We start from the raw sequence: 25,967 nt of genomic DNA, 5'->3' as shown, positions 1-25,967 counted from the left end.
CACCCGTCGCGAGGAGAACGTCACCCATGCACGTGCCTTCCCGGATCGCCGTCCCCGCAGAACTGGCCGCCTTCCACGACGAATTCGACGGGGAGGACGGCCGCACCTGGGTCGCCGCCCTCCCGGACCTGGCCGCCGGCTTCCTCGACCGCTGGGAGCTGCGGCTCGACGGCCCCGCCTCCCACGGCATGGTCGCCCTCGTCCTGCCCGTCCTGCGCGCGGACGGCACCCCGGCCGCGCTCAAACTGCAGCCCGTCACCGACGAGAGCGTCGGCGAGCCCGACGCCCTGCGCGCCTGGGACGGCGACGGCGCCGTCGGCCTCCTCGACCACGACGCCGCCACCGGGACGATGCTGCTGGAGCGGCTGGACGCCGACCGCTCCCTGATGTCCATAGACGATCACGAGGTCGCGGTGCGGACGCTGTGCGAGCTGCTCGCACGGCTGCTGAAGGCCCCCGCCCCGGCCGGGCTCCGCCCGCTCGCCGACGTGGCGGGCGCGATGCTCGCCGACGTCCCGGGCGCGCTGCCGCGCCTCGCCGACCCCGCCGAGGGCCGGCTGCTGGAGAACTGCGCCGCGGCCGTCCGGGACGTCCTGGGCGAGCCGGGGGACCAGCTCCTGCACTGGGACCTGCACTACGAGAACGTGCTCGCCCCCCTGCCGGGCGCGGCGCGGGAGCCGTGGCTGGCCATCGACCCCAAGCCCCTGGTGGGCGACCCCGGCTTCGAGCTGCTGCCCGCGCTCCGCGACCGGTGGGACGAACTGGCCGCGACCGGCGACGCGGAGAAGGCTGTGCTCCGCCGCTTCGACCTGATGACGGAGGTACTGGGCCTGGACCGGCGGCGGGCGGCCCGCTGGACGCTGGGGCGCGTGCTGCAGAACGCCCTGTGGGACGTCGAGGACACCGAGGACGGGGAGCCCGTCACGCTGGACGCCGAGCAGGTGACGGCGGCCCGGGCGCTGGCAGCGCGGCTCTGACCGGCGGGGAATGAGTAAGGGCGGAAATGAGTAAGGGGCGGCCTCCATGGAGGCCGCCCCTTACTTGTTCTCCTGTCGCGCTCCGGTCACTCTTCCCCGGCGAGCGTGAGGGTGCGCAGCTTCTGGCCCGCGTACCAGGTCGCGGCGGCCGTGACGCCGATCAGCAGGATCAGCGCGAGCGGCAGGCCGACCTCCGAGGTGATGGCCCCCTCCCCGCCGATCCTCTCGGCGAGGGCGAGGGACCACTGCTGCACGCTGAGCGTGCGGGCACCGGCGATGAGGCTGCCGAAGAGCGACTCCCAGACCAGGGCGTAGACCAGGCCCGCCACGACGGCGTGCCGGGTGACGGTGCCCAGGAGCAGGAAGATCGCACTGTAGGCGACGGAGGCGACGGCCGCGGCCACCGCGTAGGCGACGGCGATCTGCTGGCTGTTGCCGTTGAGGATGAAGCCCGCGACGAGCGTCGGGATCGCCGAGAAGGCGACGGTGACGCCGATCGCGACGATCAGCTTGGTGAAGATGATCGTCGGGCGCTTGATGGGCTTGGAGAGGAGATAGACGACCGAGCCGTCGTCGATCTCCGGGCCGATCGCGCCCGTGCCGGCGACGACGCCGATCAGCGGGACCATCGTGGCGAGCGCGAAGCCGCCCAGGACGTTCGCGGCCGTCGAGTCGTCCACGCCGGTCAGCACGCGGACGGCGACGGAAATGATGATCAGCAGGGCGGGCAGCGCGAAGAGGATCGCGGCACGGCGGCGGCCGAGCAGGCCGCGGTAGGTGAGCCGGGCGACGGTGTGGTTGTACATGGCGCTCAGGCTCCTTTCAGGCCGCGACGAGGTAGGAGAAGACCGATTCCAGGGACTCGTCGGAGGGCGAGACCGTCAGGAGCCGGATGCCGTGCGCGCGGGCGACGCGCGGCAGGAGGGCGGTGAAGCGGCCGAAGTCGACGGCCTGGACGCGCAGGGCGCCCTCCTGGACGTCCACTTCGATGCCCGCGGTCGACGGGTCGGCGATGAGGGCGGCGGCGAGCGCCCGGTCGTCGCTGGAGCGCACGAGGTAGCGGTGCGGGCGGTCCGTCATCAGCCGCCGGATCTTGCGGAAGTCACCCGACGCGGCGTGCCGCCCGGCGACGATGACCTCGATGTGCGCGGCCAGTTGCTCGACCTCTTCGAGGATGTGCGACGAGAACAGCACGGTGCGGCCCTCCGCACCCATCTGCCGCAGCAGTTCCATCAGCTGCATGCGCTGGCGCGGGTCCATGCCGTTGAAGGGCTCGTCGAGGAGCAGGACGGACGGCTCGTGGACGAGGGCGGAGGCCATCTTCACGCGCTGCCGCATGCCCTTGCTGTACGTCGCGATCTGCCGGTCCTGCGCGTACTCCATCTCGACCGTGGCCAGCGCCCGCCGGGCCTCCTTGGCGCCCAGGCCGTGCAGTTCCGCGTTGGCCCGGACGAACTCCTCGCCGGTGAGGAAGTCGTACATCGCCTCCCGCTCGGGGACGATGCCGATGTGGCGGTAGATGCTCTCGTTGCGCCAGATGGTCTCGCCGTCGAGGGTGACCGTGCCAGTGGAGGGGGCGAGGAAGCCGCCCATCATGTTGATGAGGGTGGACTTCCCCGCGCCGTTGGGCCCGAGGAGCCCGGTGACGCCGGGGCCCACCGAGACGGTGACGTCGTTGACGGCGACCACGTTGCCGAACCAGCGGGAGACGTTGTCGATGCGGATGGTTGTCACAGCCCGACCTTTCGGTAGCGGCGCATCAGCAGCCCGTACGACCCGGCGACCAGGGCGAGCAGGACGAGGACGTAGACGGCGCCGAGGCCGGTGCCCGGGCCGTGGCCGCCGGGGAAGGCGGACGAGGCCGAGAGGAAGGCCGTCTGGACACCGTCGACGAGAGTGATCGGCGAGAAGAGGCCGAGCCAGCTGATCGCGGTGGTGTTCTCACTGGTGAGCGCGATGCTCTGGATCGTGCTGACCGCTCCGTAGGAGATGGTCAGCACGGCGATCACCGCTGCCACACCGAAGCCGCGGCGGGGCGTGAGGGCGGCCGTCACCAGGCCGAGGCCGGCGAAGAGGAGGGACAGCAGGGCCACGGACACCAGCCCCTGTGCGAAGCCTGTCGTCTGCTCGGCGAAGTCCAGCTTCGCGAGCAGGGCACCCACGTAGAGGATCAGCAGGGGCACACCGGTGAGGATGAACAGCGCCGACGCCATCGCGCCGAACTTGGCCAGCACATAGTCGATCCGCTCGATCGGCCGGGAGAAGTACAGCGGGACGGACTTGAACCGCAGGTCGCGCGAGACGGACTGCGGGGCCTGTGCCGCCAGGTAGAGGCCGATGACGGCCTGGAGGAGGATCGCGTACCGCGTGTACTCCACCGGCAGCTCGTTCATCTTCGTGGTCACGGCGACCGCCACCATGATCGCGGCGGGGACGCACATCACCCCGAAGAGGATCATCGGCAGGACCTTGGACTTCGCCGACCGCCCCAGGCCGTAGGCGCCGCGCAGGCTCTGCGAGAACAGCGACCGGCGGGCGTAGCCGCGGCCGAGGCGGGGGCCGGAGTAATTGCGGTAGCCGATGTTGTGGATGACATCCGGCGCTGCCGCGGATGCGGTGGTGGTCTCAGGCGGCATCGGGGGTCCCTCCGTTCCGGTCGTCGTGCTGGGGGTCGGTACGGAAGACTTCCGCGATGCGGTGGCGGCGCTGCTCCATGCGGACCAGGCCGAGGCCGAGGTCGGTGACCGCGTCGCGCACCAGGTCGTACGTCGACTCGTCGCCGACGTCGACCAGCAGCACCCGTCCCGAGGCCGGCGTGCCGTCGGCCGCCCGGCCCGCGGGCTCCGCCGCGAGCCCCGCGGCGCGCAGGGCCGCCAGCAGCGCGCCCGTGCCGTCCGGGTAGGCGTCGGAGTCGGTGACCTCGACCGCGAGGGAGGCCGTCGCCTGGGTGAAGTCGCTGGTGGAGGAGGAGCGCAGCAGCTTGCCTCCGTCGATGACCACGACGTGGTCACAGGTGCGCTCCAGCTCGCCCAGCAGGTGCGAGGTGACCAGGACCGAGATGCCGAAGTCGGTGTGCACCCGGCGGATCAGGCCGAGCATCTCGTCACGGCCGACCGGGTCGAGACCGTTGGTGGGCTCGTCCAGCAGCACCAGCTTCGGGTCGTGGACGAGGGCCTGGGCCAGCTTGACCCGCTGCTTCATGCCCGTCGAATAACCGCCGATGGGCCGGTACCGCTCCTCGTAGAGGCCCACGTGGCGCAGCGTGTCGGCGGTGCGCTCCCGGGCCGCGGTGGCGGGCAGGCCGGACATCCGCGCCATGTGGACGACGAACTCGGTCGCCGACACGTCGGGCGGCAGGCAGTCGTGCTCGGGCATGTACCCGACCCGCTCCCGGATGGCGCTGCCCTCCGTCGCCACGTCCAGACCCAGCACGGCGGCCCGGCCCTCGGTGGCCGGGGCGAGGCCGAGCAGAATCTTGATCAACGTCGACTTGCCGGCTCCGTTGGCGCCCACCAGGCCGGTCACGCCCGGCGTGATGTCGACGGACAACCGGTCGAGAGCGGTCACCCGGGGGAACCGCTTGCTGAGGCTTTCGGTAACGATCACAGTCACACCTTCGACCGTAGTGGCGCGGGCCACAGCAGTCGTCAGACCAGGCGGCTGGATCCGCGTAGTCCTCGGGTCTGACGGGCCCGTAGGGGTGGCGGGGGTCTACCGGTGGGTCTGGAGTGACTCACGTGGCTTGGGTGGCTCCGGTGAGTGACGGGCATCGCGCCGATCACCGGAAGTTGTCCACAGAGCATGCATGACCCTTGACGCAGCCTCCAGGCATTGTCACATTCATCAGTGTCAAGTTACGGACGCGTACCGCAGGCAGGAACTCGGGCACACGGGACGGACGGTTGGCGATGGTGACGATGGTGTCGACGGCCACGGCGGGCTCCGCGGCGAGCCGCGAACTCACCGCGGAATTACAGGGGTTCAGAGAGGTCCAGCGGCTCACCTACGCCTGCGCGGAAGCAGTCGCCGCCCAGCTGAAGCCGGGCGTCACCGAGCGGGACGCGGCCCGGATGCAGCGCGAATGGCTGCGCGAGCGCGGCGTGCGGGACTGGTTCCACCTGCCCTTCGCCTGGTTCGGGGACCGCACGGCCTTCGCCGGGTTCCGGATACCGCTGCAGTTCTTCCCGACGGACCGGCCGCTGGAGCCGGGGATGCCCTTCATCCTCGACATGGCCCCGGTCCACGGGGGCTTCACGGCCGACATCGGCTACTCCGGCTGCCTGGGCCCCGACCCGCTGCACGACCGGCTGATGGCCGACCTGCTCGTCCACCGCGAGCTGATCCTGCGCGAGGTGCGCGAGCGCCGCCCGCTGCGCGAGATCTACGAGGACGTCGACCGCCTCATGACCCGCCAGGGCTACGCCAACCGGCACCGGGCCTACCCCTTCGGCGTGATCGCCCACAAGGTCGGCCGCGTCCGCGAACGCCGCTGGTCACCCACGCTGTTCGGGTTCGGCACGCAGACGCTCCGGGGTCTGGCCTCGGACGCCCTCCACGGGCACCGGGAGGGCTGGTCGCCGCTGTGGAGCCCCTACCGATTCTCCGACCACCCACCGCGACCGGGCCTGTGGGCGGTCGAACCCCACCTCGGATTCCGGGGTATCGGCGCCAAGTTCGAGGAGCTCCTGGTGGTCACCGACTCCCGGGATCCCGAGGAGAGCGCCTTCTGGCTGGACGACGATCTGCCGCATGTGCGGCGCGGGCAGGAGGAGAGGGCCGCATGAACGCAGGGCACGGCGCGGGGGACACCCGCATCGAGGGCGCGCGCGAGCGGTGGGTGCGCACCGGAGGGATCGATCTGTGCGTCGCGGAGCTGGGGGACACCTCGCGCCCCACAGTGGTGCTGCTGCACGGATACCCGGACAGCAAAGAGGTCTGGTCCGCGGTCGCCGAGCGGCTGCGCGACCGCTTCCACGTGGTGCTCTACGACGTGCGGGGCTGCGGACGGTCCACGGCCCCACAGCCGCTGCGGGGCGGCTTCACTCTGGAGAAGCTCACGGACGACTTCCTGACCGTCGCCGACGCGGTGAGCCCGGACGCCCCGGTCCACCTGGTCGGGCACGACTGGGGCTCCGTGCAGGGCTGGGAGTTCGCCACCGTGCCGCGCACCGAGGGGCGCATCGCCTCCTTCACGACGATCTCCGGCCCGTCCCTCGACCACCTGGCCCTCTGGCTCAAGGAGCGCGCCACCCGGCCGACCCCGCGCCGGCTGGCCCAGGCCCTCGGCCAGGGCACCCGCTCCTGGTACGTCTACGCACTGCACACCCCGGCCCTGCCGGAGGCGCTCATGCGCAGCCCGCTGATGAAGCAGTGGCCCAGGATGCTGGAGCGCATGGAGAAGGTGCCCAGCGACGGCTACCCGACGTCCTCGTTCCGCACGGACGCGGCCCACGGCGCCTGGCTCTACCGCGACAACATCCGCTCCAGGCTGCGCCGGCCACGCACGGACGCGTACGCCCATGTACCGGTGCAGCTGATCACCCCGACCCGCGACGCCTACCTCTCCGAGCGGCTCTACGACGGCCTGGAGCACTGGGCCCCCGGCCTGGTCCGGCACACTCTGGCGGCCAAGCACTGGGTGCCCCGCACCCGGCCCGACCAACTGGCCGCCTGGATCGACGAATTCGTCACCGCGACGGAGCGGGGCACGGCGGGCACGGCGAGCACGCCCGCGCACCGCACCACCGCCACCGACGCGTACGCCCAGGCGTTCGGCGGCCGGCTGGTGCTCGTGACGGGCGCGGCGAGCGGCATCGGACGGGCCACGGCGTTCGCGTTCGCCGAGGCGGGCGCGCGCGTCGTCGCCGTCGACCGGGACGCGGAGGGCGCCGCCCGGACGGCCGAGATGGCCCGGCTGACCGGGGCGCCCCGCGCGTGGGGCGAGTGCGCCGACGTGTCGGACGAACAGGCCGTGGAGAAGCTGGCCGCGAAGGTCGCCGCCGAGTACGGCGTGGTCGACATCCTGGTCAACAACGCCGGGATCGGCCTGTCGGGCACCTTCATGGACACCACCGCCGAGGAATGGCGGCAGGTCCTCGACGTCAATCTGTGGGGCGTCATCCACGGCTGCCGGGCCTTCGGCAGGCAGATGGCCGAGCGCGGACAGGGCGGCCACATCGTCAACACCGCCTCCGCGGCGGCGTTCCAGCCGTTCCGGGCGCTCACCGCGTACAGCACGTCCAAGGCGGCGGTGCTGATGCTCAGCGAGTGCCTGCGGGCCGAGCTGGCCGGGCAGGGCATCGGCGTCTCCGCGATCTGCCCCGGCATCGTCAACACCGGCATCACCTCCACCGCGCGCTTCTCCGGCGTCTCGGACGACGAGCAGCAGCGCCGCCGGGACAAGGCGAGCCGGGTGTACGGCAAGCGGAACTACCCGCCGGAGAAGGTCGCCGACGCGATCCTGCGGGCCGTGCTCCGCAACGACGCCGTCGTCCCGGTGACCCCGGAGGCCCACGGCCTCCGCCTGATGTCCCGGTTCACGCCCCGGCTGCGGCGGGCCGTCGCCCGGATCGAACCGCGGCTCTGACGGCGGTGGCCGCCCCGAGGAGCAGCACATGAGAAGCAGAGCCGGAAACCGGGCCGGAAACAGGAGAAGTACCAGGAGCAGGAGCAGACGATGAGCCACGCCTACCGGAGCAGCCACCCGATAATGCCGCGGCGCGTGTCGTTCGACTGGGAGGCGACGCCGCTGCACTGGATCCCGGACGAGCCCACCGCCACCCACGTCATCAACGTCCTCCACCTGCTGCTGCCGGCCGGGGAGCGGTGGTTCGTCAAGGTCTTCAAGGAAGCCCTGCCGCTTGTGCGGGACGAAGCCCTGTTAAAGGACGTCAAGGGCTTCATGGGCCAGGAGGCCACGCACAGCGTCCAGCACGCGTACGTGCTCGATCACCTGGCAGCGCAGGGCCTGGACGCCACCGCCTACACCCGGCGCCTGGACTTCCTCTTCGACGTGCTGCTCGGCGAGAAGCCTCCGCTCGGCCTGCCGGTCACCGAACGGGAGTGGCTGCGGTTCCGGCTCTCCGTCATCGCCGCGGTCGAACAGTTCACGGCCGTGCTCGGCCACTGGGTCCTGGAGACGGACGACCTCGACCGGGCCGCCCCCGATCCCGTGATGCTGGACCTGCTGCGCTGGCACGGCGCCGAAGAGGTCGAACACCGGGCCGTGGCCTTCGACATGTACGAGCACTGCGGCGGCGAGGACCCCGGCCGCTACGCCCGCCGAGCGCTGGGCATGGCGATCACCGCCCCCGTGCTGTTCTACCTGTGGGGGTGGGGCGCGCGGTACCTGATCCGGCACGACCCCCAGCTCGCGGGCCGGACGCGCTATTCGCTGCGCGAGCACAACAAGGCCGTGGCCAAGGGACTGCTGCCGACGTGGCGGGAGCTGGGCTCGGCCGTTCCCCGCTATCTGCGGCGGTCGTACCATCCCTCCCAGGAGGGCTCATTGCGCAAGGCCGTCGACTACCTGTCGACCTCACCCGCGGCACGCGCCGCGGCGGGCGCGATAGGCCGCGCGGCCATCTCGTAAGGAGCAACACCCTTGAGCGACCAGGGCGGACGGGATCACCGCGGACGGGATCACCAGGGCGGGAATCACCACGACGGGGACCACCACCAGAGCGGGGACCACCAGAGCGGGCAGGCGGGCCGCTCGGGGCCGGCCGGTCCCGAGTACCGGATCGAGGATCTGGCGCACCGCAGCGGTGCCTCGGTCCGCACGATCCGCGCCTACCAGGACCGCGGGCTGCTGCCGAAGCCCGAGCGGCGCGGCCGGGCCAACGTCTACCGGGACACCCATCTGACGCGGCTCCGCCAGATCGCCGGCCTCCTGGACCGCGGCTACACCCTGGCCAGCATCAAGGAGCTCCTGGAGGCGTGGGACGCGGGCCGCGGGCTCGGCGGAGTCCTCGGCCTGGTCACCGAGGTGGACGGCCCGTGGAGCGACGAGACGGCCGAGCGGCTGACGCGCGCCGAGCTGGACGACCGGTTCGGCGGCGCGCCGGACGACGAGGCCGTCGACGACGCGGTGGAGCTCGGAGTGCTGGTCCGGCTGCCGGACGCACCGCAGGAGTTCCTGGTGCCGAGCCCGCGGGAGCTGGCCGTCGCCGCCGAGCTGCACCGGGCCGGGGTGCCGCTGCTCGCGATCTCCGACCATCTGCGGGAGCTGCGCGTCCAGGTCGAACACATCGCCGGCCGCTTTCTCGCCTTCACCACCGAGCACGTCTTCCACCAGTACTTCGACCACCCGCCGACCGAGGAGGAAGCCACCGAGGCCGCCGCCCTGGTGCGCCGGCTGCGCCCGCTGGCCCAGCAGACCGTCGACGCCGAACTCGCCCGCGCCATGCGGACCCTGGCCAATGAACACCTCCGCCACCACCTGGGCTCGGCGGCGGAAGGCGAGCCGGAGCGCGAGCGGGCCGCCGCGCCCGCGCGGAAGCCGGAGGAGGAGCCGGGGCGGCAGCTCGTCGGCCTGCCCGCCCGTACCGTGGACGCCGTCCGCACGCTGGTGGGCCCCGAGCACGCCGAAGCCTTCATAGCCGCGGCGGTCGAACGCGAGATTCAGGCCCGCACGATGGACGCCCTCCTGCCCCGCTCCTGACCCCGGCGGCACGCGGGCCTCACAGTCCGGGCGCGCCCCACACGGGGAACCAGCGGGAGAGGTCCTCCTCGATCCGCAGGTCGTCCGCCAGCAGCGCCTTCGCCTGGAGCTCCAGTCCGTTGTCCCGCTTGTCTCCCCCGCCCGGCACCGGCGCGAAGGGATAGAACGTGCCGCGCTTGTAGAGGTAGACGAGGGCGAGCGGGCGGCCGGCGGCGTCGCGGAAGCCCAGCAGGGAGCAGAGGAGCTGCGGGCCGAAACCGGCGTCCTGGAGCAGCGTATTGACCGCGTGCAGGTCGTTGACCAGCGCGGCGGCCCCCTCGGACTCGGCCGGCTGCCGGGCGAGCAGCCAGGTGTAGCCGTAGGCGTCCTGGCTGAACTCCACGGGCACCCCGCCGCGCCCGGTATCGGCGTCCAGGAGGTCCCGCACGTCCTGCCGCAGCCGGGTGAAGGCCCCGCCCTCCACGCTCGCGAAGCACACCGAGCCCAGCCCGGTCGGGGTGAAGCCGGCGCCCGCCTCGAGGGTCACGGCGGCGGAGGGCAGGGCGAAGAGCTGGTCGAGGTCGGGGCGGACCGGCTTGCTGCGGCCGAGGATGGCGTCCAGGAATCCCATGGGCGAAGCTCCTAGGGGCCGGGAGCGGTCAGGCGCGGCCGAGCCGGGCCGAGATCCGGCCCAGCAGGTCCAGCCGCTGCTCCAGCGACGGGTGGGAGGAGAACAGCCTGCTCAGGCTGTCCTTGGAGAAAGCGGGCGCGAAGTAGAAGGCGTTGAACGGCTCGGCCTGCCGCAGGTCGCGCGTGGGTATCCGCGCCATCTCCCCGGTGACCTTCGTGAGCGCGGACGCCAGGGCGGAGGGCCGGCCCGTCAGCAGCGCCCCGGCCCGGTCGGCCGACAGCTCGCGGTAGCGGGACAGCAGCCGGGTGAGCAGGAAGCTGATGGCGTAGACCACGGCGCTGATCAGCGGGATCAGCACCACCAGGAGCGCCGCGCTGCTGTCGCGCCCGCCGTCCCGGCGGAAGCCGCCCCACAGCCCGATACGGGTGATCACCCCGGCCAGGACGCCCAGGAAGGAGGCGATGGTCATCACGGCCACGTCGCGGTGCGCGACGTGCGAGAGCTCGTGCGCGAGGACGCCCTCCAGCTCCTGCGGCTCCAGTCTGCGCAGGAGCCCGGTGGTGGCGCAGACCAGGGCGTTCTTCCGGTTGCGACCGGTGGCGAAGGCGTTGGGGACATCGCTGTCGGCGACGGCCACGCGCGGCTTGGGCATGTCGGCGAGCGCGCACAGCCGGTCGACAGCGCCGTGCAGCTCGGGTGCCTCCTGCGGGGTGACCTCGCGCGCCCCCATGCTGAAGGCGGCGATGCGGTCGCTGAACCAGAACTGCGCGATGAACAGGCCGCCCGCGACGACCACGACGATCGGCCAGGACCCGCGCAACAGCGCCACCAGCACACCCACGAAAACCACGTAGAGGAGCCCGATGAAGAACATCGTGGCCACCATGCGGCTGGTCAGCCCCCGGTCAGGGGCGAATCGGGTGCGTGGCATGGGTACCTCCAAGGCTCTGCGGTACGTGCCCCAGAAACTGCCTCTGCCCCGATTCTCCCTCTTCACCGGCTGCGCGGGGGATAAAACCCCCGCCCCGGACGAAACGGCCGGGGCGGGCACGCACCGCCCCGGCGGCCCTTCCAGCCCTTGGTCCCCGGTCAGGACAGCTGGGCGAGCCCCTCCGTCGCGATCTTCTCGAAGACGACCGGGTCGGCGTCGAAGATCGAATCTGCGATCGGCCAGTGCAGCACGATCTCGTCGATGCCCAGCTCCGCGTGCGCGCCCGCGAAGTCGACAAAGGCGTCGAGGGAGGTCAGCGGGCGGCCGGGGTCCGGGGTGAAGCCCGTCAGCAGGATCTTCTCCGGGCCGGCGCCCTGACGGCCGACGTCGGCGCACGCCTTGGCCAAGCGCTCGATCTGGCCGCCGACGGCCGCCAGGGACTGCTCCGGCGTGCCCGTCTCGAACAGCTTCGGGTCACCCGTGGTCACCCACGCCTGCCCGTGGCGCGCCGCGAGCTTCAGACCGCGCGGGCCGGTGGCGGCCACCGCGAAGGGCAGCCGGGGGCGCTGCACGCAGCCGGGGATGTTCCGCACCTCGGTCGCCGCGTAGTGCTCGCCCTCGAACGAGACGACGTCCTCGGTCAGCAGCCGGTCCAGCAGCGGCACGAACTCGGCGAAGCGGTCGGCCCGCTCCCGCGGCGTCCAGGGCTCCTGGCCGCCCTTCAGCAGCGCCGAGGCGTCGAACCCGGAGCCGCCCGCGCCGATGCCGAGCGTGAGGCGGCCGCCGGAGATGTCGTCCAGGGAGATGAGCTCCTTGGCGAGCGTCACCGGGTGGCGGAAGTTCGGGGAGGTGACGAGCGTGCCCAGCCGCATCCGGGACGTGGCCGTCGCCGCCGCCGTCAGGGTGGGCACGGCGCCGAACCACGGCCCGTCCCGGAAGGTGCGCCAGGACAGGTGGTCATAGGTGTAAGCGGTGTGAAAGCCCAGCTCCTCGGCTCGCTGCCAGCGCTCACGGCCGCCCTCGGACCAGCGGCGGTCGGGAAGGATCACGGTGCTCAGTCGCATGGGAGCGAGCCTAGGCGCTGGGTATGACAGCGCGGGAGTGGGTATGACAACAGCCTATGCACCGAGTGGGGGGACACACGGCGCGGCCCGCACCTCGGGAGGTCGCACCGGGCTCGCCCGCGCATCCCGGCGCACGCCTGTGCGAACCGGTCGGCCCGTAGACGAGAATGGGACCGTGACTTCAGCTACCGAGCAGCCCGAGACCCCGGCAGCCCGCCGGTCAGCAGCCACTCCCCGGCTGATCGCCACCGATCTCGACGGCACCCTCCTGCGCGACGACAAAACGGTCTCCGACCGCACCGTCGCGGCCCTCGCGGCGGCGGAGGCGGCGGGCGTGGAGGTCTTCTTCGTCACCGGCCGCCCGGCCCGCTGGATGGATGTCGTCCGGGACCACGTGCACGGCCACGGCCTGGCGATCTGCGCCAACGGCGCCGCCGTCGTCGACCTGCACGACGGCGGCCGCTTCATCGAGGTCCGCCCGCTGGAGCGCACCGAGGCCCTCGCCATCGTCCACGCGGTTCGGGCCGTCGCCCCCGGCGCCTCGTTCGCCGTCGAGCGCACCACCGGCATCCACTACGAGCCGGAGTACCCGCCCTTCTTCCTCGACCCGGGAGCGGTCATCGGCCCCGCCGAGAAGCTGCTGGCCGAGCCCGTTGACGGCACGGACCACACGGCTGACACCGGGCACCCCGGTCCCATTCTGAAGCTCCTCGCCCACCACCCCGACCTCGGCCCGGACGAGTTCCTCACCCTCGCCCGCGAGGCCGGCGGAGCCCACGGTTCGTTCACCCGCTCCAGCCCCACGGCCCTGCTGGAGATCAGCGGCCTCGGCGTCAGCAAGGCCAGCACCCTGGCCCGGTGCTGCGCCGAGCGCGGGATCGCGCCCGAGGAGGTCGTGGCGTTCGGCGACATGCCGAACGACCTGGAGATGCTCGACTGGGCCGGCACCGCCTACGCGATGGCCAACGCCCACCCCGAGGTCCTGGCCCTCACCACGGACCACACCGCCGCCAACAACGAGGACGGCGTCGCGGCGGTCATCGAGCAGATCCTGCTCGCCCGCGGCCGGTAGCCGGCCGCTACAGCCGCACGCCCCGTGCGCCCAGCCAGCGCACCGGGTCGACGGCCGACCCGAAGCCGGGCGTGGTGCGGATCTCGAAGTGCAGGTGCGGACCGGTGGAATTGCCGGTGGTCCCGGACAGCCCGAGCCACTGGCCCGCGCGCAGTTCCTGCCCCGGCGTCACGAACGGCGCCGACAGGTGCGCGTACTGCGAGTACCAGCCGCCCTCGTGCCGGACCACCATGCTGATGCCGAACGGTCCCCCGCACCCGGCCGCCACCACCGTCCCGGCCCCGATCGAGCGCACGGGGGTGCCGATGGGGACGGCGAAGTCCTGCCCGGTGTGGCCCTTGGCCCAGTTCGCCCCCACGCCGCCGAAACCCGCCGTGAGCCGGTACGCGGTGACCGGTCGCGCCCAGTCCCCCTCGACGGCCTCCTCCTGCCCCGCGGCGGCACCGACCTCGGCCGCCAGGCCGTCGAGGCTGTCGAGCGGCACGCAGTTGCCGGACGCGACGGCCGCCTGGGCCATCGCGTTCAGCTCGCCCCGCGCGGCCGCCAACCGCTTCTCGGCGGCGAGCTCCGCGGTGCGCAGCCGCTCGGTGTCCTTGTCGAGGGCCGGCCGGGAAGCGGCCAGCGACCGCTCCTCCGCGGCCAGCTGCCGGCCCGCACGGACGTTCTGGTCCAGCAGCCGCCCCAGCCGGGCCCGGCGGCGCACGGCGGGGGCCTGGAGGTCCACCAGCTCCACGGGGTCGTCCGCGGCCCGGGTGCTGCCCACGGCGGTGAAGCCACCGGTCCGGTACTGCGCGCGGGCGGCGGCCCCGACGTCGTCGCGCAGGATCGCAGAAACGATTCTTCGATTGCGCAGCAGCGCGCCGATCTCCGCGGCCCGGGCCCGCTGCGCCCGCGCCGCGCGCCGCACCCGCTCGTACCGCTGCCGGGCCCGGCCGGCCTCCTCCGCGAGCCGGAACACCTCGGAGGTGACCTTCGTGAGCCGTTCCGGGGCCCGCCCGGCGGCCGGCAAATCGAAAACGAGCGGCGGGGAGACCACCGCGCACAAGGCACAGAGAACCACGCCACCGCTCCTGCGCAGGCGGCCCGGTACGTGAGACGGATACGGGCGTCGCATGAACGCGATCGTGTCCCGCGGCCGGGGAGGCGCGCGCCCGCTGAGGTCCGTTCGGACGAAGGGATGCCGCCCCGGGTGTGTGCCGTACGGCTGCGTGCGGCGGTGGCAGTGGCCCACGAGGAGCGGCGGACGGCCCGCCGGAGCGCCCGGTACGGGCGGTGGCACGGTCCCGGACGACGCCTGGGGGCGAGAACGACCCGGGCGACGGGCGACTCACCGGGCGGGAACACCCTCAGCCCGGCCGGCGGACCGCCCGTCACCCGTCAGCCGCACCCCGGAACACTTCCCGCCCCCGTCGGGGAACCGCTCACAGCGGCGCCTCCCACACCACCCGTGTGCCGCCGCCGTCCTCCCCCAGTCCCGGCCCGTACGAGCTGGAGCCGCCCAGCGACTCCGCCCGCTTGGCGAGGTTCCTCAGGCCGCTGCGGCGGCCGCCCTGCGGAATGCCCACCCCGTCGTCGGCGACCGTCAGCCGCACCCCGTCCCTGCCGTCCGGCAGCGTGACCGTCGCGTCCACCACGACCTCCATACGGGACGCCTGAGCGTGCCGGAACGCGTTGGACAGCGCCTCACGCAGCGCGGCGATGAGGTTCTTGCCGGTGAGCTCGCCGACCCTCGCGTCGACCGCGCCGAGGAAACTCGCCGACGGCTGGAAACCCAGCGGGACGGCGGCCGTGCCGAGCTCCCTCAGGACGCGCGTCCGCAGCCCGGCGGGCGCCTCCGCCGGGCCCTGCTGGAGGGCGAAGATGGCCGTACGGATCTCCTGGATGGTCACGTCCAGCTCGTCCACGGCCTGGCCGACCTTCTTCCGCACCTCGGGCACGACCGCCTTGCGCTGCGCGCTCTCCAGCATCAGACCGGTGGCGAACAGCCGCTGGATGACCAGATCGTGCAGATCCCGCGCGATCCGGTCCCGGTCCTCGTAGACGGCGAGCCGCTCCCGGTCGCGCTGTGCCTCGGCCAGGACGAGCGCCAGGGCGGCCTGGGCGGCGAACTGCGCGGCCAGCTTGCGTTCGGCCGGGCTGAATCTCCGCGCGCCCCGCGCGCGGGGCGTCGCGAGCGTGCCGAGCACCCGGTCGCCGCTCTTGAGCGGCAGCAGCATGCTCGGCCCGAACCGGGGCGCCACCTCCGTGATCATGCGCGGGTCGGTGGCGGAGTCGTCGATGAACACCGGTTCCCCGGCGAGCAGGTGTGAGACGACCGGGCTGTGCGGCGGTATCACCGTCCCCAGCAGGCCGGCGGGGTCGTCGGCGGAGACGGCCACCATCTCCATGCCGCCGTCGCCGTCCGGCAGCAGCACGATGCCGGCGGCGGAATCGGCCAGCCGGCGGGCCTGTTCGGCGACGACGGCCAGCGCGTCCTCCGCGTCGCTCCCCGACAGCAGGGCCGTGGTGACGGCCACCGAACCGTCGATCCAGCGCATCCGCTGCCGGCCCTCGTCGTGCACGCGCGCGTTGCCGATCGCGATGCCCGCCTCGGTCGCCAGGATCTTCACCATGTGGAGGTCGGCGATGCTGAACTCGCCGCCGCCCAGCTTCTCGGTCAGGTAGAGATTGCCGAAGACCTCACCCTCGACCCGGATCGGCACCCCGAGGAAATTGCGCATCGGCGGGTGTCCCGGCGGGAAGCCGGCCGAGCGCGGGTCGGACGCCAGGTCGGAGAGCATCACCGGCGCGGGCTGGTGGATGAGCGCGCCGAGCAGCCCGCGGTGGCCGTCGGGCAGCGCTCCGATCCGCTCGTGCTGCTCCTGGGAGACGCCGTAGGTGATGAAGTCGGAGAGCCCCTCACCGGTGGAGTCGATGACGCCGATGGCCGCGTAGCGCGCCCCGGCGAGATCGGCGGCGGTCCGGGCGATCCGGTCCAGGGTGGTGTGCAGCTCCAGCCCGGTGCCCACCGACTGCATGGCCTCCAGGAGCTGCGGCACGCGCGAGGTCAGCTCCGTGGACATGCCCTGGAGGCTGCGGGTGGCCTCCGTGGCGATGGCCAGCGGGTCCATCGGGCCCTGCACCTCCCGTGGGTCCTGCGGTCCGGGGGGTTCTGCCGTGGGTGCCATGCCCCCGAGCCTAGTAAGTCCCATTTGTCAGGGAAAGCGCGCTGAGGCTGATGTCCGGCACCGGTTCGATGACGTTCTCCGGCGGCCTGCCGGTTCCCGTCGCGGGTTCGCGCTCCAGCATCCGCCGGAACGGCCCGTCCGCCACCGCCAGCTCCTCGTACGGGCCCCGCTGCACCGCCCGCCCGTCCGCCAGGACGATCACCTCGTCGACCGCCTCCAGACCCGCCAGCCGGTGCGTGATCAGCACCGTCGTCCGGCCCTCGGTCGCCGCCAGCAGATCGGCGGTCAGGGCGTCGGCGGTCGGCAGGTCGAGGTGCTCGGCGGGCTCGTCCAGCACCAGGACGGGGAAGTCCGCGAGCAGCGCCCGGGCCAGCGCGAGCCGCTGTCGCTGACCGCCCGACATCCGCGCCCCGTGCTCCCCGACGAGCGTGTCGAGCCCCTCGGGCAGCCCGTCCACCCACTCCAGCAGCCGCGCGGAACGCAGTGCGGCCCGCAGCGCGGCGTCGTCCGCGTCCGGCCGCGCGAGCCGCAGGTTCTCGCGCACGGAGCTGTCGAAGAGGTGCGCGTCCTGCGCGCACAGCCCCACCAGCCGCCGCACCGCGTCCCCCGCCATCGGGGCCGTGTCCTCGCCCGCCAGGCTGTACGTGCCGGACTCGGCGTCCAGGAAGCGCAGCAGCACCTGCGCCAGCGTCGTCTTGCCCGCCCCGGAGCGGCCCACGACGGCCACCCGGCGCCCCGCCACCAGCTCCAGCCCGAAGCCCTCCAGGGCCGGCGCGGACTGTCCCGGATAGCGCGCCGTCACCCCCTCCAGACGCAGCGGGAACGGCGAGGCCGGCGCCTCGGCCGTCCCTTCCCGTACGGGCACGGGCGCGTCCAGCACCTCGTACACCCGCTCCGCCGAGCGCCGCACGCGCTGGCGGTACTGCACCGCGAGCGGCAGCCCGTTCACCGCCTCGAAGGCGGCCAGCGGCGTCAGCACGACCACGGCCAGCCACACCCCGGCCAGCCGCCCGTCCTGCACGGCCGCCACACCCGTCCAGGCCGCCCCCGCCACCGTCAGACCGCAGGCGAGAGCCGACAGGCCGGAGCCGAGCGCCGTGGCGGCCGACGCGCGGCGGGCGAGAGAGGTGAGCACAGCGTCCGCGCGGCGCAGCCTGGCCAGCCGGAAGGAGAGCACACCCGCGGCGGTCAACTCGGCTGTCCCGGCCAGCACGTCGACCACCTGGGCGGTCAACTCGCCCCGCGCGGCGGCCGACTGCCGTTCCGCCCTGCGGGCGACCGCCCCGGACAGCGCGGACACCCCCGCGCCGGCCGTCAGCAGCCCGAGCGCCAGCACCAGGCCGGCCTCCGGCAGCAGCCAGGCGGTGAAGCCCACCGAGACGGCCCCGACGGCCACCGCCGAGCCGACGGGCAGCAGCCAGCGCAGGAAGTAGTCCTGAAGGGCGTCGACGTCCGCGACGAGGCGCGAGAGCAGGTCACCGCGGCGGGTGTCCCGCAGCCCGGCGGGCGCCAGGCGCTCCAGGCGCCGGTACACCGCGACCCGCAGCCCGGCGAGGGTCCGCAGGGCGGCATCGTGGGAGACGAGACGCTCGGCGTAACGGAAGACGGCGCGGCCGATCCCGAACGCGCGGGTCGCCGTGACGGCGACCATCAAATAAAGCACGGGAGGCTGTTGCGAGGCCCGCGAGATCAGCCAGCCGGAGACGGCCATCAGCCCCACGGCGCTGCCGAGCGCGAGACTCCCGAGCAGCAGCGCCAGCCCGAACCGCCCCCACCGCTCGCGCCCGGCGGCACGGACACGGGCGAGCACACGGGGGGCGGGGGCGGCCGGGGTCGCCTTCCGGACCGCGCGCGATGCGAAAACGTCCGGCCGACCGGGCGTCGCCTCAGCGGACCGCGTGCCAGTAGTACGGTGCGCGGTTCCAGCGGCCGGGACCGCCGGGGCCTCGGCCTGGTCGGCGCGGTCGGTGCGGTCGTCCCGGTCGTGCTGGTCTGCGCGGTCACCGGCGCCGCCCTGCTGCCCGGGCACCTCCGGAAGCAGCCCTTCCGAAGGCAGTCCTTCCCGAAGCAGCCCTTCCGGAAGCAGCCCTTCCGGAAGGTCCGCGGGCCCGGCGAGAGTCACCACCCGGTCCGCCACCGCCAGCAGCGCCGGCCGGTGGACGACCAAGAGGACCGTGCGGCCCTCGGCCAGCCGCCGGACCGCCGCCACCACGGCCTCCTCCGTCTCGCCGTCCAGGCTCGCGGTCGGCTCGTCGAGCAGCAGGACGGGGCGGTCCGCGAGGAACGCCCGGGCCAGCGCGACCCGTTGGCGCTGCCCCGCGGACAGGCCGGCGCCGTCGTCGCCGAGGCGGGTGTCAGTGCCGTGGTGCAGCATGGAGACGAAGTCGAGCGCACCGGCCGCCCGCAGTGCTTCCCGCACCTGCGCGTCCGAGGCGTCCGGCCGGGCCAGTCGCACGTTCTCGGCGACCGTCCCGGCGAAGAGACGGGGTCGTTGCGGCACCCAGGCCACCTGGGCCCGCCAGCTTTCGGGGGAGAGCGATGACAGATCCGTACCGCCTACGAGCACCCGTCCGCCCGCCGGGCGGGCGAAGCCGAGCAGCACGTTCAGCAGGGTGGACTTCCCGGCCCCGCTCGGGCCCACGAGCGCGACCGTCTCCCCGGGCCGCACCTCGAACGAGGTCTCGGGCAGAGAGGGTTCGGTCCGCCCCTCGTGCCGCACCACCAGCCGGTCCACGGTGAGGGTCGCGCGGCGGGCGTCGGGGGCCGGCGCGGTCCCGGCCGGCGCCGGCTCGGTCTCCAGTACGGCGAAGACCTCGTCGGCCGCCGACAGCCCCTCGGCGGCCGCGTGGAACTGCGCGCCCACCTGCCGCAGCGGCAGATACGCCTCCGGTGCGAGGACGAGCACCATCAGGCCGGTGGCCAGATCGAGTTCGCCGTGGACGAGCCGCATGCCGATGCCGACGGCGACGAGCGCCACGGACAGGGTGGCGAGCAGTTCGAGGGCGAAGGAGGAGAGGAAGGCGATGCGCAGCGTCCGCAGCGTGGCCCGCCGGTAGTCGGAGGTGATCGCGCGGATCGACTCGGCCTGCGCCTTGGCCCGCCCGAAGACCTTGAGCGTGGGCAGTCCGGCGACGACGTCGAGGAAGTGCCCGGAGAGCCGGGCGAGCAGCCGCCACTGCTTGTCCATGCGCGACTGGGTGGCCCAGCCGATGAGGATCATGAAGAGGGGGATGAGCGGCAGCGTGAGGACGATGACGAGCGCGGAGACCCAGTCCGCGAAGACGATACGGGCCAGGACGGCGACGGGAACGACGGCGGCGAGGCCCAGCTGGGGCAGGTAGCGGGCGAAGTAGTCGTCGAGCGCGTCGATCCCGCGCGTGGCGAGGTTGGTCAGTTCGCCGGTCTTCTGCGAGTCGAGCCACGCGGGGCCGAGGCGGGTGGCCCGTTCCAGGAGCCGCAGCCGCAGCTCGGACTTCACGGCCGCGCTCGCCCGGTGGGCGGCGAGTTCGGTGAGCCAGGAGACGGCGGCCCGGCCCACGGCGACGGCCGCGAGCAGGGCCAGCCGCGTCCCCAGGTCCCCGGTGGTGCGGCCGTCCTGGAAGGCCCCGGCGACGATGTCGGCGATCAGCATCGCCTGGGCGATGACCAGGCCGGCCCCCGCCAGCCCGAGCACGACGGAGGCGACCAGGAAGAAGCGGGTCGCGGAGGCGTACCTGAGCAGGCGGGGGTCGACGGGCTGCATGGGGTTTCCGTCCTCAGTGGGCGGCGGGGGCCGGGATGTGCTGGGTGCCGATCCGCTTGCGGAACACCCAGTAGGTCCACGCCTGGTAGCCGATGATCAGCGGGGTCATGGGGACCGCGACCCACGTCATGATCTTCAACGTGTACGGGCTGGAGGCCGCGTCGGCGACGGTCAGGCTCCAGGCCGGGTTGGTCGAGGAGGGCATGACCTCGGGGAAGAGCGCGAGGAAGACCAGGGCGAAGACGGCCGCGATCGTCACCCCGGAGAGCGCGAAGGCCCAGCCCTCGCGGCCGAAGTGGTTCAGCACCAGGGCCAGTGCCAGCGCCACCACGGCCGTGACCAGGGCGGCGAGGCTGCGGCCGTTGCCGGACTCGATCTGGGTCCAGCCCAGGAAGGCCACCAGCAGGACACCGGAGGTCATGCCGAGCACGGTGGCGTAGGAACGGGCGCGGTGCCGGATCCCGCCGGTGGTCTTCAGTGCGGCGAACACGGCCCCGTGGAAGGTGAAGAGCACGAGCGTGAGGAGCCCGCCGAGGAGGGCGTACGGGTTCAGCAGGTCGACGAGCGCGCCGCTGAAGTTCTTGTCCGGCCCGATGGGCACCCCGCGCACCATGTTGGCGAACGTGAGGCCCCACAGGAAGGCGGGCAGCAGCGAGCACCAGAAGATCGCGTGCTCCCAGTTGCGCTGCCAGCGCTCCCCGGACCGCTTGTGGCGGTACTCGAAGGCGACGCCGCGGATGATCAGGCAGACCAGAACGGCGAGGAAGGGGAGGTAGAAGCCGCTGAAGAGGGTGGCGTACCAGTCGGGGAAGGCGGCGAAGGTCGCTCCGGCCGCGGTGATCAGCCAGACCTCGTTGCCGTCCCAGACCGGGCCGATCGTATTGATCAGCACCCGGCGCTCGGTGCGGTCCTTGGCGAGGCCCTTGGTCAGGACGCCGATGCCGAAGTCGAAGCCTTCGAGGAAGAAGTAGCCGGTCCACAGGACGGCGATCAGCAGGAACCAGAAGTCGTGGAGGTGCATGGTTCGTTGTCTCCGTTCCGCCGCGTCAGTACGCGAAGGTCATCGGCTTGTCGGCGTCCTCGGGCCGCCCGTCCCCGGCGCCGCCGGAGGGGAGCCGCAGCCTGGGGTCCTTCGCGGGCGGCTTCTCGTCCGTGTCCGGCCCCGCCTTGGCGTACTTCACGAGGAGCTTGACCTCGACGACCGCGAGCACCCCGTACAGCAGGGTGAAGACGGCCATGGAGGTGATGACCTCGCCCTGGCTGACCCCGGGCGAGACCGCGCTGCCGGTCTTGAGCAGCCCGTAGACGGCCCAGGGCTGGCGGCCCATCTCGGTGAAGATCCAGCCGAAAGAGTTGGCGATCAGCGGGAAGCCCATGGTCAGGATGCCGATGCGCCAGGACCAGGCGGTGAAGAAACCGTTCATCTCACGGGTCCGGGTCAGCATCAGCCGCGGCACCTCGTGCTCGCCCGTCCGGAACTCGGGGGCGAGCCAGAACTTCTTCCGGGTGGTCCACAGCCCGATGGCCGCGGCCACGAACGAGGTCATCCCGAAGCCGATCATCAGCCGGAAGCCCCAGAAGGTCATGAAGATGCTGGGGATGTAGTCCTCGGGCTTGCCGCCGTACCGTTCCGCCTCCTGGGCGGCGATGTCGTTGATGCCGGGCACGGCGTCGGTGAAGTTGCTGTGGGAGAGGAAGGAGAGCAGGCCGGGGATCTCTATCTCGACGCTGTTGTGGCCCTTGGAGACATCGCCGACCGCGAAGACCGAGAACGGCGCCGGCGCCTTGGTCTCCCACAGGGCCTCGGCCGCGGCCATCTTCATCGGCTGCTGCTCGAACATCACCTTGCCGAGGCTGTCGCCGCTGATGGCGGTGCCGAGCCCGGCGATGACGGCGACGACCAGCCCGACGCGCAGCGATGCCCGCATCGCGCCGATCTGCGTCCGCTGCTTCTCCCCCAGCTCCTCGCCCCGCAGCTGCTTGCGCTTGGCGCGCCACAGGTGGAAGGAGGCGATGCCGACGATGAAGGCGCCACCGGTGAGGAAGGCCGCGGTGAGGGTGTGGAAAACGACGACGAGCGTGGTGTTCTGGGTCAGGACCGCCCAGATGTCCGTGAGCCGGGCCTTCCCCGTCGCCTGGTCGATGGCGTAGCCCACGGGGTGCTGCATCCAGGAGTTCGCCGCCAGGATGAAGTACGAGGAGAGCACGGTGCCGAGCGAGACGATCCATATGCAGGCGCAGTGGATCTTCTTGGGGAGCTTGTCCCAGCCGAAGATCCACAGCCCGATGAAGGTGGACTCGAAGAAGAAGGCCAGCAGGGCCTCCATCGCGAGCGGCGCCCCGAACACATCGCCGACGAACCTGGAGTAGTCCGACCAGTTCATCCCGAACTGGAACTCCTGCACGATGCCGGTGACCACCCCCATCGCGATGTTGATCAGGAAGAGCTTTCCCCAGAACTTCGTGGCGTGGAAGTACTTGTCCTTGCCGGTGCGGACCCAGGCCGTCTCCAGCCCGGCGGTGACCGCCGCCAGGCTGATCGTGAGCGGGACGAAGAGATAGTGGTAGACGGTCGTGATGCCGAACTGCCAGCGGGCCAGCGTCTCAGGAGCCAAAGCCAGATTCACTCGGTCTCTCCTTGCCTCTCGCGTCACCGGCGACACGGGCCGCCGACGGTTATGCACCTGTATGACCCAGTTAAAGCAGGGCATAAAGGCAGAGCTTGTGAACGCGTTCACATTCACAAGCATTATGGCGCACCCGATTTTCGGACTTCTCAGCGGGTACCCCTTTCGGCCCTAGCGCGGGGGCCGTCCGGCGGGGGCGGGCCCGGACACGCTGAACGCCGCGCACCCCCTTCAAGGGGCGCGCGGCGTTCAGCGGCCGGGCGGGCGCGGGCTCAGAGCTCCTTGCGGAACGTCTCCGCGGCCTCCAGGAAGAGGTCGTTCGCCTCCCGCTCGCCGATCGTCACCCGCACGCCCTCGCCCGGGAACGGCCGGACGATCACCCCGGCCCGCTCGCACACGCCCGCGAAGTCGAGCGTCCGCTCCCCCAGCCGCAGCCAGACGAAGTTGGCCTGGGAGCCCGGGACCGTCCAGCCCTGCCCGGCCAGCCCCTGGGCCACCCGCGCCCGCTCGGCCACCAGCGCGTCCACCCGCTCCCGCAGCGCGTCCTCGCTGCGGAGCGAGGCCACGGCCGCCTCCTGCGCGATGTGGCTCACGCCGAACGGCACGGCGGTCTTGCGCAGCGCGGCCGCCACCGGCTCGTGGGCGACGGCGAAGCCGATGCGCAGCCCCGCCAGCCCGTACGCCTTGGAGAAGGTCCGCAGCACACAGACGTTCGGACGGTCGCGGTACAGGTCGAGCCCGTCGGGCACGTCCGCGTCCCGGACGAACTCGATGTACGCCTCGTCCAGCACCACCAGCACGTCCGCGGGCACCCGGTCCAGGAAGGATTCCAGCTCCGCCCGGTGCACCACGGTGCCCGTGGGGTTGTTGGGGTTGCAGACGAAGATCAGCCGGGTCCGCTCGGTGATCGCGGCGAGCATCGCCTCCAGGTCGTGGACGTCGTCGCCGGTCAGCGGGACCTGCACGGGCGTGGCACCGGAGACCTGGGTGATGATCGGGTACGCCTCGAAGGACCGCCAGGCGTAGATCACCTCGTCGCCGGGGCCTGAGGTGGCCTGGACGAGCTGCTGGGCGACGCCCACCGAGCCGGTGCCGGTGGCGAGGTGGGAGAGCGGGACGGAGAAGCGGTCCGCCAGCTCGGCCAGCAGGGCCGCGGAGGCCAGGTCCGGGTAGCGGTTGAGGGAGCCGGCCGCCTCGACGGCCTTCTCCAGCACCCCGGGCAGCGGCGGGTAGGGGTTCTCGTTCGAGGACAGCTTGTACGCGACCGGCCCACCGGTGGCGGCGGGCTTGCCCGGCTTGTAGGTCGGCACCCCTTCCAGGGCGGGGCGCAGCTTCGGGGTCTTCTCGGTCACCGCAGGTCCTCCTCGACATCCCGTGCGCTCGCGACCGCACGGACACACCGCACACGAATAGCGGACATGAATACTGCACACCTTAAGAGGATTCACCGGGGTGGCGTCCAGAGCAGGGGGAGCGCTCCTTTTTATGGCGCGCGCCGGTGGCGAGCGCCGTGGCGCGCATCACCCATGAAGGTGAGTTGAGACCTCTTCGAGACCTGGACCATTCACGAGACCTGGATATGCCAGAGGCCAAGGGTTCACCGTGAATAGCACCAACTCCCTCCGTTTCCATGGTCATTGCTCGGGAGAGCACATGCAGAAACGTGCCTGTCAACAGTCAAATACGCCGCCCTGCCAACGGACCACCCGAGCCCTACTATCGGCTCGCCATGACAGCAGCAGGGAAGCACCAGGTGAGCCGGGCGGATCCATCCCGCAGGGGCAGCCGGCACGAACGGGCGGGGATCCGGGACGTGGCCGCCGCCGCCGGGGTGTCGATCACGACCGTCTCCGACGCGCTCAACGGCAAGGGCCGGCTACCGGACGCGACCCGCCGCCATGTCCGCGAGGTCGCCGACCGGCTGGGCTACCGCCCGTCGGCCGCGGCCCGCACGCTCCGTACCGGCAAGTCCGGCCTCATCGGCCTGACGGTGACGACCTACGGGGATGAACCTTTCACCTTCACCGAGTTCGCCTACTTCGCCGAGATGGCCAGAGCCGCCACCTCGGCCGCGCTGGCCCGCGGGTACGCCCTGGTCATCCTGCCCGCCACCTCACGCCACGACGTGTGGTCCAACGTCGCCCTCGACGGCACCGTCGTCGTGGACCCCTCCGACCACGACCCCGTGGTCTCCGACCTGGTCCGCCAGGGCATCCCCGTGGTCTCCGACGGCCGGCCCGCGGGCAGCCTCCCCGTCACCGCCTGGGTCGACAACGACCACGAGGCCGCCGTCCTGGGCATCCTCGACCACCTCGCGGCGGCCGGCGCCCGCCGGATCGGTCTGCTCACCGGCACCACCACGGACACCTACACCCGGCTCTCCACCACCGCCTACCTGCACTGGTGCGAGCGCGTGGGCCAGGATCCGGTCTACGAGGAGTACCCCGCCCACGACCCCTGTGCGGGCGCCGTGGCCGCCGACCGGCTGCTGGCCCGCCCGGACCGTCCCGACGCCGTCTACGGCCTCTTCGACCCCAACGGCACGGACCTGCTGGCCGCGGCCCGCCGCTACGGCATGCGCGTCCCGGACGACCTGCTGCTCGTCTGCTGCAGCGAGTCCACGGTCTACGCCACGACCGAGCCGCCGGTGACCACGCTCTCCCTGAAGCCGCGGCGGATCGGCACCGCGGTCGTCCAGCTCCTCATCGACGCCATCGAGGGGCTCGACACCGGGCGGCCGGTCGAGCAGGTCATACCGACGGAGCTGATCGTCCGGACGTCCTCGCAGCGCCGCCGGCCCCGCACCACGGTCAGCCCGCCGCGGGGGCCCGCCCCGGACTGAGAACCGGGCGCGGAACCGGACCGGGAGGCGGCGGCCGGGCCCGCCCGGTCAACCCGCCGTTTCCCGCCGCCGCACCTTTCCCGGGCCCGTACCGAATCTCATACCGGGCGCAGGGGGCGCGGAGTCGCCCGGGCGAATGACTCAATTGGGGAGAAATGACCGGCGTATGCACCCTCCCGCTCCGATTGGCGGCCCCTGGTGCGTCACAAGGCGCGACGGTCATTCCTATGATGGGCGCACGACACCACGGACCGCCGTCGACCAGGCAAGGTC

At 72.4% G+C, this 25,967-nt stretch carries 20 protein-coding genes; 7 read left to right on the top strand and 13 right to left on the bottom strand.

The window, feature by feature from the left end; translation table 11 throughout:
- The first annotated feature begins 26 nt into the window (after positions 1-26).
- Positions 27-977, top strand: a complete 951-nt coding sequence (locus tag ABZ951_RS16185) for an aminoglycoside phosphotransferase family protein (RefSeq protein WP_344084820.1) — start codon at positions 27-29, stop codon at positions 975-977.
- An 86-nt stretch (positions 978-1,063) separates the two neighbouring features.
- On the opposite strand, the gene ABZ951_RS16180 is transcribed toward ABZ951_RS16185, so the two are convergent.
- Genes ABZ951_RS16180 through ABZ951_RS16165 form a run of 4 tightly spaced genes read right to left on the bottom strand, consistent with a single transcriptional unit; the run spans position 1,064 to position 4,616 of the window.
- The gene (locus ABZ951_RS16180) at positions 1,064-1,783 is read right to left on the bottom strand and encodes an ABC transporter permease subunit (RefSeq protein WP_344084823.1); all 720 of its coding nucleotides are present in this window, start codon (positions 1,781-1,783) and stop codon (positions 1,064-1,066) included.
- Between the two features lie 16 nt (positions 1,784-1,799).
- Positions 1,800-2,711: an ABC transporter ATP-binding protein gene (locus ABZ951_RS16175; protein WP_344084826.1), complete on the bottom strand. Its 912-nt coding sequence runs from the start codon at positions 2,709-2,711 to the stop codon at positions 1,800-1,802.
- The gene (locus ABZ951_RS16170; protein WP_344084829.1) at positions 2,708-3,613 is read right to left on the bottom strand and encodes an ABC transporter permease; all 906 of its coding nucleotides are present in this window, start codon (positions 3,611-3,613) and stop codon (positions 2,708-2,710) included. Before ABZ951_RS16170 ends, ABZ951_RS16175 begins: the two co-directional genes overlap by 4 nt.
- A complete protein-coding gene (locus ABZ951_RS16165; protein WP_344084832.1) occupies positions 3,603-4,616 on the bottom strand; it encodes an ABC transporter ATP-binding protein in 1,014 nt (337 codons plus the stop codon). The genes ABZ951_RS16170 and ABZ951_RS16165 overlap by 11 nt, the downstream gene beginning before the upstream one ends.
- 269 nt (positions 4,617-4,885) lie before the next feature.
- On the opposite strand from ABZ951_RS16165, the gene ABZ951_RS16160 reads away from it, so the two are divergent.
- The 4 genes from ABZ951_RS16160 (at position 4,886) to ABZ951_RS16145 (ending at position 9,639) form a co-directional block, all read left to right on the top strand.
- A complete protein-coding gene (locus ABZ951_RS16160) occupies positions 4,886-5,761 on the top strand; it encodes a M24 family metallopeptidase (RefSeq protein WP_344084835.1) in 876 nt (291 codons plus the stop codon).
- The gene (locus ABZ951_RS16155; protein ID WP_344084838.1) at positions 5,758-7,563 is read left to right on the top strand and encodes an SDR family oxidoreductase; all 1,806 of its coding nucleotides are present in this window, start codon (positions 5,758-5,760) and stop codon (positions 7,561-7,563) included. Before ABZ951_RS16160 ends, ABZ951_RS16155 begins: the two co-directional genes overlap by 4 nt.
- Positions 7,564-7,653: 90 nt before the next feature.
- Positions 7,654-8,568 (top strand): metal-dependent hydrolase, encoded by a 915-nt coding sequence (locus ABZ951_RS16150; RefSeq protein ID WP_344084841.1) that lies wholly within the window; start codon positions 7,654-7,656, stop codon positions 8,566-8,568.
- 150 nt (positions 8,569-8,718) lie between these two features.
- Positions 8,719-9,639, top strand: a complete 921-nt coding sequence (locus ABZ951_RS16145; protein ID WP_344085288.1) for a MerR family transcriptional regulator — start codon at positions 8,719-8,721, stop codon at positions 9,637-9,639.
- A gap of 19 nt (positions 9,640-9,658) precedes the next feature.
- Here ABZ951_RS16145 and ABZ951_RS16140 read toward each other — a convergent pair whose 3' ends face one another.
- The 3 genes from ABZ951_RS16140 to ABZ951_RS16130 form a co-directional block, all read right to left on the bottom strand.
- On the bottom strand, positions 9,659-10,249 hold the full coding sequence (locus ABZ951_RS16140) for a hypothetical protein (RefSeq protein WP_344084844.1): 591 nt from the start codon (positions 10,247-10,249) through the stop codon (positions 9,659-9,661).
- A 28-nt stretch (positions 10,250-10,277) separates the two neighbouring features.
- Positions 10,278-11,180 carry a zinc metalloprotease HtpX gene (gene htpX, locus ABZ951_RS16135; RefSeq protein WP_344084847.1) on the bottom strand — a complete coding sequence of 301 codons (903 nt, stop codon included), beginning with the start codon at positions 11,178-11,180 and terminating at the stop codon, positions 10,278-10,280.
- Positions 11,181-11,338: 158 nt separating this feature from the next.
- On the bottom strand, positions 11,339-12,244 hold the full coding sequence (locus ABZ951_RS16130; protein ID WP_344084850.1) for an LLM class flavin-dependent oxidoreductase: 906 nt from the start codon (positions 12,242-12,244) through the stop codon (positions 11,339-11,341).
- A 175-nt stretch (positions 12,245-12,419) separates the two neighbouring features.
- On the opposite strand from ABZ951_RS16130, the gene ABZ951_RS16125 reads away from it, so the two are divergent.
- A complete protein-coding gene (locus tag ABZ951_RS16125) occupies positions 12,420-13,316 on the top strand; it encodes an HAD hydrolase family protein (protein WP_344084853.1) in 897 nt (298 codons plus the stop codon).
- 7 nt (positions 13,317-13,323) lie between these two features.
- On the opposite strand, the gene ABZ951_RS16120 is transcribed toward ABZ951_RS16125, so the two are convergent.
- From ABZ951_RS16120 to hisC, 6 genes are all read right to left on the bottom strand, one after another.
- The gene (locus ABZ951_RS16120; protein WP_344084856.1) at positions 13,324-14,376 is read right to left on the bottom strand and encodes a M23 family metallopeptidase; all 1,053 of its coding nucleotides are present in this window, start codon (positions 14,374-14,376) and stop codon (positions 13,324-13,326) included.
- A 361-nt stretch (positions 14,377-14,737) separates the two neighbouring features.
- Entirely contained in the window at positions 14,738-16,426 is a 1,689-nt protein-coding gene (locus ABZ951_RS16115; RefSeq protein ID WP_344085291.1) for a GAF domain-containing protein, read from the bottom strand.
- A 67-nt stretch (positions 16,427-16,493) separates the two neighbouring features.
- Positions 16,494-20,225: a thiol reductant ABC exporter subunit CydD gene (gene cydD, locus ABZ951_RS16110; protein ID WP_344084859.1), complete on the bottom strand. Its 3,732-nt coding sequence runs from the start codon at positions 20,223-20,225 to the stop codon at positions 16,494-16,496.
- Positions 20,226-20,238: 13 nt separating this feature from the next.
- On the bottom strand, positions 20,239-21,246 hold the full coding sequence (cydB, locus tag ABZ951_RS16105; RefSeq protein ID WP_344084862.1) for a cytochrome d ubiquinol oxidase subunit II: 1,008 nt from the start codon (positions 21,244-21,246) through the stop codon (positions 20,239-20,241).
- Between the two features lie 25 nt (positions 21,247-21,271).
- Complete coding sequence (locus ABZ951_RS16100; protein ID WP_344084865.1) at positions 21,272-22,852, bottom strand: cytochrome ubiquinol oxidase subunit I; 1,581 nt, start codon at positions 22,850-22,852, stop codon at positions 21,272-21,274.
- Between the two features lie 272 nt (positions 22,853-23,124).
- Positions 23,125-24,204, bottom strand: coding sequence for a histidinol-phosphate transaminase (gene hisC, locus ABZ951_RS16095; protein ID WP_344084868.1), 1,080 nt, complete (start codon positions 24,202-24,204; stop codon positions 23,125-23,127).
- Positions 24,205-24,581: 377 nt separating this feature from the next.
- Here hisC and ABZ951_RS16090 point away from each other — a divergent pair, with 377 nt between their 5' ends.
- Positions 24,582-25,694 (top strand): LacI family DNA-binding transcriptional regulator, encoded by a 1,113-nt coding sequence (locus ABZ951_RS16090; protein WP_344084871.1) that lies wholly within the window; start codon positions 24,582-24,584, stop codon positions 25,692-25,694.
- Positions 25,695-25,967: the final 273 nt, after the last annotated feature.

The organism is Streptomyces sp. NPDC046215 (assembly GCF_040646215.1).
Taxonomy (GTDB): domain Bacteria; phylum Actinomycetota; class Actinomycetes; order Streptomycetales; family Streptomycetaceae; genus Streptomyces; species Streptomyces stramineus.
The sequence above is the reverse complement of the archived record's forward strand: the minus strand, read 5'-3'. Positions and strand labels throughout refer to the sequence as shown.